General features: G+C 29.5%; 7 protein-coding genes. 2 read left to right on the top strand and 5 right to left on the bottom strand.

Annotated elements, in window-relative coordinates:
* The 4 genes from ACFDSN_RS01445 to ACFDSN_RS01430 form a co-directional block, all read right to left on the bottom strand.
* The coding region (locus ACFDSN_RS01445) for a lipopolysaccharide biosynthesis protein (RefSeq protein ID WP_375238040.1) at positions 1-901 on the bottom strand (901 nt) is incomplete at its 3' end.
* 3 nt (positions 902-904) lie between these two features.
* On the bottom strand, positions 905-2,185 hold the full coding sequence (locus ACFDSN_RS01440; RefSeq protein WP_375238039.1) for a glycosyl transferase family 1: 1,281 nt from the start codon (positions 2,183-2,185) through the stop codon (positions 905-907).
* The gene (locus tag ACFDSN_RS01435; protein ID WP_375238038.1) at positions 2,178-4,601 is read right to left on the bottom strand and encodes a YfhO family protein; all 2,424 of its coding nucleotides are present in this window, start codon (positions 4,599-4,601) and stop codon (positions 2,178-2,180) included. The genes ACFDSN_RS01440 and ACFDSN_RS01435 overlap by 8 nt, the downstream gene beginning before the upstream one ends.
* 80 nt (positions 4,602-4,681) lie before the next feature.
* A complete protein-coding gene (locus ACFDSN_RS01430) occupies positions 4,682-4,954 on the bottom strand; it encodes a DUF4834 family protein (RefSeq protein ID WP_375238037.1) in 273 nt (90 codons plus the stop codon).
* Between the two features lie 103 nt (positions 4,955-5,057).
* Here ACFDSN_RS01430 and ACFDSN_RS01425 point away from each other — a divergent pair, with 103 nt between their 5' ends.
* Positions 5,058-6,080 carry a transporter gene (locus ACFDSN_RS01425; RefSeq protein ID WP_375238036.1) on the top strand — a complete coding sequence of 341 codons (1,023 nt, stop codon included), beginning with the start codon at positions 5,058-5,060 and terminating at the stop codon, positions 6,078-6,080.
* Positions 6,081-6,086: 6 nt separating this feature from the next.
* Positions 6,087-7,205: a GTP cyclohydrolase gene (locus tag ACFDSN_RS01420; protein ID WP_375238035.1), complete on the top strand. Its 1,119-nt coding sequence runs from the start codon at positions 6,087-6,089 to the stop codon at positions 7,203-7,205.
* An 84-nt stretch (positions 7,206-7,289) separates the two neighbouring features.
* Here ACFDSN_RS01420 and ACFDSN_RS01415 read toward each other — a convergent pair whose 3' ends face one another.
* A complete protein-coding gene (locus tag ACFDSN_RS01415) occupies positions 7,290-8,549 on the bottom strand; it encodes an aminotransferase class I/II-fold pyridoxal phosphate-dependent enzyme (protein WP_375238034.1) in 1,260 nt (419 codons plus the stop codon).
* Positions 8,550-8,579: the final 30 nt, after the last annotated feature.

Here is an 8,579-nt window from a genome sequence, read left to right as displayed (position 1 = left end):
TAGATGATTTTCTATACAAATCATTTAATGCTAAATAATTTTTAGCATTAAGATATTCTGCTGTTAATGGATTTACAATTTGTTGCATAGCTCGTTGAGGAACATCTATTACAGTTGCTATAAAAATAGCTACACTATAATAAGCTACATTACTTAAACTTGGAACAAATTGACCAATCATAAATTTATCGATTTCTAAAATAATTAAAGCTACAGAGCCTGCAATTATAATTAAAGCAGAATATTTTATAATAGAAATTAGATTTGGTATACGTCTTATGTTAAATGTTGGTTTTTGCAAACTAAACGCATATATAGCCATTATTAAAAGTCTTATAAAATAGACAACTGTAATACTATAAATAAATTCATCAACAGTAATATATTTAAAATGGTGAGCAAAAAGCAACAACATTATAGCTACTCTATGAAAAACTTCTTTTATAAAATTCCCAAAAACACTTTGTAATTGCACTTTACTCCAAGCGTAAAGGACTTCAAAATAAGCAAAAGCAATTGCAGTAACATAAATTAACCATATGTAATTTTTGGTTATTGGATTCTCCTTAGAAATCCACTCGGCAATTTGATTATGTGCTAAATTTGTAAACGCTGCTAAAGGAATAATTAAAAACAACGGTAAAAAGAGCATAACTGTCAAAAAGTTTTGTTGATCTAAACGTGTTTTAAAAGACGAATAGAATTTTACAATCGTATTGTGCACACCAAAAGCCATTAAAGGCATTAATATATTAGCAACAGAAAGAATGTAAGCTACTAATCCAAAATATTCTTCTGTTAAATAGTTGGTGTATAGAAAAAGAATATTTATTGCTCCTAAACCAAAGCCTAAATAAGTAATTACAGTATTTTTTATTGATTGATTTAAAACAATTCCCATAATCTAAGTTGTTAAGATTTTTGCTAATTGCCCTGTTAAATACTTTCTACTGAATTTTAAAATAGAATTAGACTCACTTATTAAACTGTCTTTTAAATACAAATTAAAACAATTAAGAACACACTGTTTTAAGGCCTCTTTTTCGTTATATAAATAATAATGTCCCGTATTAGTTTGATGAATTAAACCTTCTACATCACTTCCATCTGGACCAATTGCTAAAATTGGTCTATTGGCATTAAAGTACTCAAATAATTTACCCGGAATAATTGCTTTGGTATCTTGAGAATTTATTTCTACCAATAATAATACTTGAGATTTTTTTTGAAGACTTACCGCTTGTAAATGATTTACATAACCAACTAAATTGGTATGTGGCATTAAATTATAAAACTTTAAACGATCTAATATAGCTTCTCCTACTGCTCCAACTAATTGTAATTCAAATTGCTTAGAAAACAATTTATTTTCTTGAATTAATTCGCTTAAAACTTGCCATAAAATCTCAGGGTTTCTTTCAGACAATAAAGAACCTATATGAGAAATGGTGAATTTTTCATCTAAAGCATCAACCTTTATATTTTCATCATCAAAACCATTTGTAATAACAGAAATAGGCTGTTGTGTTTTTGCAGAAAATTCAAGTTTTGTATTATAACTGGTTACTATAATATGATTAGCTTTATTTAAAACTTCGTGTTCTAGTTTTAAATGTTCTTCTTTTGAGGCTTTAGTTAACTTCAACTTTTTATGATAACCAATAGTTGTCCACGGATCTCTAAAATCGGCAAACCAAGTTACATTTAGTTTAGCTTTTAACTGCATTCCAATTAAATGTAAACTGTGTGGTGGACCAGTAGTAATTATGGCATCTATATTATTTTCTTTAATATAATTCTCTAAGAATTTAACGGATGGATTTACCCAATTTTTACGTGCATCTGGTATAAAAAAATTACCTCTAACATAAAGCATTACTTTTTCAATTAAGTTTTGCTTTTTATCTGCTTTAATAATTCCTTTACTTATGGTTTTGCTTTGTTTAGAAAATAAACCAGCTAACTTATAAGGCTCTTTTATAGGTTGCTTTAAAACAGTAATTGTTTTAGACACTTCTGATTCTAATGTGTTATCTATTATAGGATAAGTGGCGTTTTCTGGACAATATACAACTGGTTCAATGTCAAATTCTGGTAAGTATTTTACAAACTTTAACCAACGTTGTACGCCTGGTCCGCCAGCATTTGGCCAATAATATGTAATTATGAGAACCTTTTTAGGCATTTTTTTGTTTAAAGCTAATAAATAATCCACCAAATAAAAGCAGTATAACAACAATAGATGTTATTAATGTAATTGTACTTCCTGTTTTTACAACTTGTGGTTCAAAACTAAATATAATAGTATGTTTTCCTGCTGGAATTTCTAAACCACGCAACGTATAATCTACACGATTAATAGCTTGTTCTTTTCCATCTATAGTAGCTTTCCATCCATTTCCATAATACATTTCAGAAAACACAGCAAAGCCTTTATTTGTATTGATAGATACATATTCTATTTTGTTAGGCTGATACGTTTTAACTTTTATTGAGGCTAAAGAATCGACTTTAAAAACGCTGTTTTGTAATGAAGCTTCTGTAGTTACTGCAACAGTTTTATGTTTCAATTTATCTAAAGCTAAAATTTCTTCATTAACAGAGTTCAATTTCTTTATTTCAGATACAAACCAAGCATTCCCATTAGCTTCAGGATTTGGAAATGGATAAACACCAGTTTCTTCGTCTGGAGCAATAATGTATTTCACATTAAAAAGACTTAATACATTTTGATTGTTTTTAGATAAATAGAAATCAAAAACTTCATCAAAACGCTTTAATTTTGCTGCATGATAACCATTTATGGAATTATGAAAGTAAGCTGACTTTGTTGGTTGTCTTGACTCTAAATCTAAAACACGATAATTATCAGTATCTTTTAAAATAGCTAAATCGGCTTTATTAGTTCTAAATGGTTTGTTCATTGCTCTTGCTGAAACAAAACTGTCGTTATTTACATAGCGTCTATCTACACCAACTAAATCAAATATAATTAAAACCGCAAAAGCAATTACAACTAATTTTTCTGATAAAATTTTCTTTAAAAACGTATAAATCAATCCTGCAGAAAGTAATACTAACACTAAAGTTCTCAAAGTATCGCTTGTTAAAAACGATTGCCTGTCTGCTCTTAGAGCTTCAATAAAAGCTTGTCCATATTCACCATAAGATTGTCTATAATAACCATCGTTACCACCAACAAAATCAAATAAAGCAGATTGAAATAACACAAAAACCAAACATAAACCAGCAGTAATTCCAGTAGTGTATAATAATGCTTTTTGCTTGTCTTCAGCTTTACTAAAATCATTAAATAATCTGTGTAAACCAAAAATAGCTAAAACAGGAATACATAATTCTAAAATAACTTGAATAGAACTTACAGCTCTAAATTTGTTGTAAAATGGCACATAATCAATAAAGAAATCAGTTAAGAATCCTAAATGTTTACCATAAGATAATAGTAATGATAGAATAGTTCCGCCAACAAGCCACCATTTTAATCTACCTTTAATTATAAATAAAGCAAACACAAACAAAAATAAAATAACTGCGCCAACATAAGCTGGAGCTTCTACAATAGTTTGTTTTCCCCAATACGTTGGTGTTCTTTCCACTTCTCGCAACGCTTCTATTGGACTTGCTCCTATATTAGTGTAGAATTTATACATTTCAGAATTTTTACCAACATCTTCATTACTTCCGCCACCTAAAAAACGTGGAATATAAAGATTGATGCTTTCTAAAATCCCGTAACTATATTCTGTAATATATTCTTTAGATAATCCGTTAGTTATTTCTTTTGGAGAACCATCTGCATTTATGGTTAATTCACTTTTTCCACGTGTACTTTCTTTAACATATTCTTGCGTAGCTAAAAAGTTAGTAGCGTTCAACCCAACCGCTAAAATAGCTGCAATGGTTAAAATTCCTACAGATTTAAAAAAGTGAGATAAAAACTGCTTTTTGTAAGCATCTATTAAATAACAAATACCTAAAACCAAGACTAACAATAACAAATAATACGTCATTTGAAAGTGGTTAGCTACTAATTCTAAACCTAAGGCAATTGTAGTTAATAAAAACCCTAAAACATATTGTTTTCTAAAGGTATAAATAATTCCAGCCAAGACTAAAGGCATATAGGCGATTGCATGTGCTTTACTATTATGTCCAACACCTAAAATTATAATTAAATATGTAGAAAAACCAAAAGCTAACGCACCTAAAGCTCCCAATTTATAGTCTAATTTTAGGCTTAGTAATAAAATATAAAACCCAATAAAGTATAGAAATAAATAATCTGCTGGTCTTGGTAAAAATCGTAGCGTTAAATCTAATTTTTTAATATAGTTATGCGGATATTTTGCTCCTAATTGATAGGTTGGCATTCCTCCAAAAGCACTGTTAGTCCAATATGTTTCTGTACCTGTTTCTACTTTGAAATCTTTTTGCTGTTTAGCCATTCCAATATAGTGAACAATATCACTTTGATAAATTTCTTTACCTTTTAAAACTGGGCTAAAGTATAATAATGAAGCTAAAATAAATCCAACTACAACTAATATATGTGGTAAGATTTTTTTAAAATTGAATGACATAAAAAATAAATTATAATTCTCGAAAATACATCTATTTTATTCAAATAGACAAAAAAGTAAAGGAATTTTAACTTGATTTACTACTCTACTTCTTCGTAATCTACGTATTCTCCAACTTTATTATTAGTGCTCTTTTTATCAGGAATATTTTCTATAGTAATTTCGCCTTCTTTTTTAGATTTAGTCTGTTGGTTAGACTTAAAGCCAGCACCAAACTTAGTTTCCGCTTTCTTCATAACATACTTTAAAAGTAATGGTGCAAAAATTCGACTTAAAATCTTAAATCCGTAATAAAATAATGCTATATATAAAAGGACTTTAAATAGACCTGTTAATGATGCTTCTTGTAACATAAAGTAATATTTTAAACAAAAATACAATTCTATAGATTTTATTAGCAACATAAAGCCTTAAAAAATATATAATATATTATATTTGAAGCTAAACCTATTTTTTATGAAAACGCGTTTAAGTTTATTATTCATAGTTTTAAGTACAATATTATCTGTACATGCGCAATATACCGAAGAGATTAACTCAAACCGACCTGGAGTTTCAAGAGGCGCTTGGTCAGTTGGTAAAAATGTTGCGCAAGTTGAAACTGGCCCATATATAGTTAGGGAAAAACATACTCCTTTAAAAAGTGAGTTATCAGGTTTAGGTTTTGATTTGGCAGCTAGATATGGTTTGTTTTTTGAAGAATTAGAATTAAATATAGAAGCAAGCTACCAAAGCGCTACGTTTACTGATAATAGATCTACAATTCCAGCAGAACAAAAATATTCTAACTTTAAAAATTTAGTCCTTGGTGCTAAATACTTAGTGTATGATCCTTATAAAGATAAAGAAGAAGACAAACCTAATTTAATGAGTTACCATGCAAACAAGAAATTTAAATGGAAAACTTTAATTCCAGCAGTTTCTGTTTACGTTGGTGGAAATTATGATTTTAAAAACAACCCTTATCTAGCTCCAGATGTTGAAGGTTTTAGCCCTAAAGTTATTATATCATCTCAAAACAACTTTAAAAGTGGTTGGGTTATGGTAGTAAATATAATTAAAGACAGAATTGGCTCTGAATATTCGGATTTACAATGGATTGTAACATTTACAAAAGCAATTAACGACAAATGGGTTGGCTTTGGAGAAGCTCAAGCTATTTATAGTGATTTCTATGCTGATAACTTATTTAGACTTGGTGGCGCTTATTTACATACTAAAGATATACAGTTTGATGCTGGAATTACATTTAACACAAAAGATACACCATCAGTCTTTAATGCAAATTTTGGTGTTTCTTATAGATTTGATATGCATACAGATCCGGAAGAAAAAGACAACGGAACAGATGTAATTGATGAGTTTGAACGTAAAGAAAACAAAAAAAGAGGTCGTAAAAAGAAAAAGAAAAAAGGAGAAGAAGGTTCTACTTCTAAGCCTAAAAAAGAAAACCAGATAATTGACTTTGATTCTGAATAATTTTATATGATTACTATAAAAAAGGTAACATCTAAAAAGGATTTAAAAGCTTTTATTACATTTCCTTTTAGCTTATATAATGATTCTAAGTATTGGATTCCTCCTATTATTTCTCAAGAAATAAAAACATTTGACACTAAGGAGAACCCAATATTTAAAGATGCAGAAGCAACATTATTTTTGGCCTATAGAAACACCAAAATTGTTGGTCGTATTGCTGCTATTATAAATTGGTTAGAAGTAAAAGATCAAAATGTAAAAAAAATGCGTTTTGGTTGGTTTGATTTTATTGATGACATAGAAGTATCTAAAGCGCTTTTAAATGAAGTTTATGCCATTGGAAAACAGTATAACTTAGAATATACTGAAGGACCAGTTGGCTTCTCAAACCTAGACAAAGTTGGTGTTATGACTTCTGGTTTTAATGAAGTTGGAAATATGGTGGCTTGGTATAATCATGAATACTATTACAAGCACTATATTAATCATGGTTTTATCACAGAAAAAAAATACGAAGAAAACAGGTTTCCATTTACTAATGTAAAACCTGAACTATTTTTCAAACTTCAAGAAATGATTAAAAAGCGTTATCAGTTAACCGCCTTAAAGTTTACTAAAACTGAAGAAGTAATGCCTTATGCAGATAAGATGTTTGATTTATTCAATAAAACCTATAATGATTTAGCTTCGTTTGTTAAAATCACAGAAATTCAAAAGGAATACTTTAAAAAGAAATTCTTGTCATTTATAAATCCAGAATATATAAAATTTGTTGTTGATAAAAATAATGAGCTAGTTGCTTTTGCTATTGTTATGCCGCGTTTTGCAGAAACACTTCAGGATATAAAAGGGAAATTATTTCCAGTTGGCTTCCTTAAAGTTTTAAAAGCAAAAAAGCATAGCAAGGATGTAATGTTTTACTTAATTGGCGTAGATAAAGACTACCAAAACAAAGGTGTTCACGCTATTATTTTTAACGAATATTATAATATGTTTACAGAAAAAGGAATTAAAACTTGTTATAGAACTGCAGAATTATCTGACAATGATGCTATTAGAAAAATATGGAAGAATATGGATCCTGAAGTTTATGTAACTCGTGAAACTTTAAGAAAAACGCTTTAGAAATAGAAAAACCCAAATTAAAATAAAACGTCCAATTTCATAATGAAGTTGGACGTTTTTTATTTTTACAAATTCTAAGGGTTGTTATTCACCCATTGCTGCCATAATAGAAGCAGACATTCTTTTATATGTTCCGTTTTCTAGACGTTCCCTAATAGCTTCAAAAGCAACTAAAGTTAACTCTACATCTTCTAAAGTATGTGTTGCTGTAGGAATTAATCGTAATAAAATTAATCCTTTTGGAATTACAGGATAAACAACAATAGAACAGAATATACCGTGATTTTCACGCAAATCTTTAACTAAAGCCATAGCTTCAGGAATACTTCCGTTTAAATAAACTGGTGTGACGCAACTTTGTGTTGTTCCAATATCAAATCCCTTAGCTTTTAATCCTGATTGTAAGGCATTAGTGTTTTCCCATAACTTATTTTTAAGTTCTGGCATTGTACGCAACATATCTAAACGCTTTAATGCTCCAACAACTAACTGCATTTGTAAAGATTTTGCAAACATTTGAGAACGTAGATTATATTTTAGATAATCCATAATCTCTTTATCACCTGCAATAAACGCACCTGTACTTGCTAAAGACTTAGCAAACGTTGCAAAATACACATCAATATCATCTTGTACACCTTGCTCTTCTCCTGCTCCAGCTCCAGTTTTACCCAAAGTTCCAAAGCCATGTGCATCATCTACAAAAAGTCTAAAATTAAATTTCTTCTTTAATGCTACTATTTCCTTTAAACGACCTTGCTCACCTCTCATTCCAAAAACACCTTCAGAAATAACTAAGATTCCTCCGCCGGTAGTTTCTGCCATTTTTGTAGCACGTTCTAAATTTTTCTCTAAACTCTCAATATCATTATGCTTGTATGTAAAACGTTTACCGTGGTGTAATCTAACGCCATCAATAATACACGCATGTGCATCTACATCATAAACAATAATATCATCTTTAGCAACTAAAGCATCAACTGTAGAAACCATTCCCTGGTAACCAAAGTTTAATAAATATGCAGCTTCTTTATTTACAAACTCAGCCAACTCATTTTGCAATTGCTCATGTAAATCTGTATGTCCAGACATCATTCTTGCTCCCATAGGATAAGCAGAACCATATTGTGCAGCAGCTTCGGCATCAACCTTTCTTACTTCTGGGTGATTAGCTAAACCTAAATAATCGTTTATACTCCAAGTAATAACATCTTTTCCTTGAAACTTCATTCTATTAGAAATTTCCCCTTCTAATTTAGGAAACACAAAATATCCTTCTGCATGAGCAGCCCATTTACCTAGTGGGCCTTTGTCTTTGTATATTTTATCAAATAAATCTCTCATAAATATAAATTATATATTGAAACATTTGTT

Source organism: Aurantibacter sp. (genome assembly GCF_042094015.1).
In the GTDB taxonomy this organism is placed as follows: Bacteria; Bacteroidota; Bacteroidia; order Flavobacteriales; family Flavobacteriaceae; genus Aurantibacter.
This window is presented reverse-complemented; position numbering and strand designations above follow the sequence as displayed.